The sequence below is a fragment of the Mesorhizobium sp. M2A.F.Ca.ET.039.01.1.1 genome, from assembly GCF_003998035.1.
Taxonomy (GTDB): Bacteria; Pseudomonadota; Alphaproteobacteria; order Rhizobiales; family Rhizobiaceae; genus Mesorhizobium.
In genome coordinates this window covers 1-1938 of sequence record NZ_RZRY01000958.1, presented here as the reverse complement: position 1 = coordinate 1938, position 1938 = coordinate 1, and the positions used below count along the sequence as shown (strand labels likewise).

General features: G+C 65.2%; 1 protein-coding gene and 1 pseudogene. One reads left to right on the top strand and one right to left on the bottom strand.

Going from position 1 to position 1938, the window contains the following annotated elements:
• Nucleotides 1-1505, bottom strand: a 1505-nt coding sequence (locus EOA24_RS36070; protein WP_133374818.1) for an amidohydrolase family protein, incomplete at its 3' end; no start/stop codon positions are given.
• 159 nt (nucleotides 1506-1664) lie between these two features.
• Between EOA24_RS36070 and EOA24_RS36065 the strand changes: the two are divergent.
• Nucleotides 1665-1938: pseudogene (locus tag EOA24_RS36065) on the top strand (porin family protein); the annotation flags it as partial.

The following is a 1938-nucleotide window of genomic DNA, read 5'->3' as shown; positions in this document are numbered from 1 at the left end:
GTGCCGACGACGATGATGTGGTGCGCGTCATGCGCCACGCTCGACGCAATCGCGCAGTCTTCCACATAGCCAAAACCGGAGACGAAGGCATTGGTGACGCCGCCCGTGCCGCGATGGCGCTCGACCAGGGCGATCTGGCAGATGTCGTTGCGCCGATCCATGGCGACCAACCCGTCCTCGACGGGCAGGTCGGCCTCCAGCGCCCGCGTCGGCGCCTGGTTCTCGATCACGCCGATCACCCGCGCCCGCACCTCGTTGGCGCCCTGCGGCGCGGAAATGTCGAAATCCTTCGCCGCGAGCTTCTTGCCGAGCTTGACCGTGTTCTTCGCCGATTGCGGATAGTCATAGGCGGGGATGTCGATCTCGAGCTTGCCGGCCTTCGCAAGCCTGACGCCGCGGCCATAGACCTCGTCGATAGTCATCCGGGCAAGGTCCGAAACAATCAGAAGATCGGCCAGTCGCCCCGGCGCGATCGAGCCGATCTCGCGCTCCAGTCGGAAATGCTGCGCGGTGTTGAGCGTCGCCATCTGGATCGCCGTCACCGGCTTCAGGCCCTGTTGGATGGCATGCCGTACCACCCGGTCCATATGGCCTTCATGCACCAGCGTGCCGGAATGGCTGTCATCGGTGCACAGGATGAAGTTGCGCGGGTCGATGCCGCCTTCGGTCACCGCCTTGATCTGCGCCGCCACGTCGTACCAGGCCGACCCCAGCCGCAGCATCGCCTTCATGCCCTGGCGCACGCGAGCGATCGCGTCCTCGGCGCGCGTCCCTTCATGGTCGTCCTCCGCCCCGCCCGCGACATAGCCATGGAATGGCAGGCCGAGATCGGGCGATGCATAATGGCCGCCGACCGTCTTGCCGGCCTTGACCGTCTCGGCAATCTCGCCCGACATCACCGGATTGTTGGCGGCGACGCCGGGGAAATTCATCACCTCGCCAAGCCCGATGATGTTGTCCCATGTCATGGCCTCGGCCACGTCGGCCACCGTCAATTCGGCGCCGGCATGCTCCAGTCCCGGCGCCGACGGCACGCAGGACGGCATCTGCACATGCACATTGATCGGCATCGCCACCGCCTCGTCATGCATCAGCCTGACTCCCGGTAGTCCGAGCACATTGGCGATCTCGTGCGGATCGATGAACATCGAGGTGGTGCCATGCGGGATCACCGCGCGGCAGAACTCCGTCACCGTCACCATGCCGCTTTCGACATGCATATGCGCATCGCAAAGGCCGGGCACCAGATAGCGCCCGCCGGCATCGACGACCTTGGTCCCCGGCCCGATGGCATGGCTGGCATTCGGCCCACAATAGGCGAAGCGGCCGGCGGCGATCGCGATGTCCGCGCCGGGGATGATCTCGCCCGAATGGACATTCACCCAGCGCCCGTTGCGGATGACCAGATCCGCGGGCTTTCGGCCCATCGCGACATCGACCAGATGTGTCGCCACCTCCGTCCACGGCTTGGTTTTTACGGCGCTTGTCGGCTTGGCGTTCGTCATTGGCGAGTTCCTCTGCATGAGGCACTTTGGCAAATGCCGGTGCCTGGAGCCAGAGCATCAGGTCGTAAACCACTGTTGCAGAGATGCAATTCCGTTCAGCGGCGAAAGGGGCTAGTCTTTCCCAGGGAGTCTTTCGGAACCGCCATTTCGGAGTGCTCGATGCGTCGACTGACGCTCGCCAGTGCCGGCTTTCTTGCCCTGCTGTCCGGGTCTGCCTGGGCGGCGGATCTGGGCGCTGATCTGCCGATGACCGCGCCTGGCTTCGACTGGACCGGCTATTATGCCGGCATGCAGGCCGGCTACGGCTGGGGCCGGTCCGACATCACCGTCGACGGCGGTTCGGTCAAGCCCGACATCGACGGCGGTTTCGTCGGCGGCCATGTCGCGGGCCTTTGGCAGTTCGACCAGGCCGTGATCGGCGCCGAGGCCGACC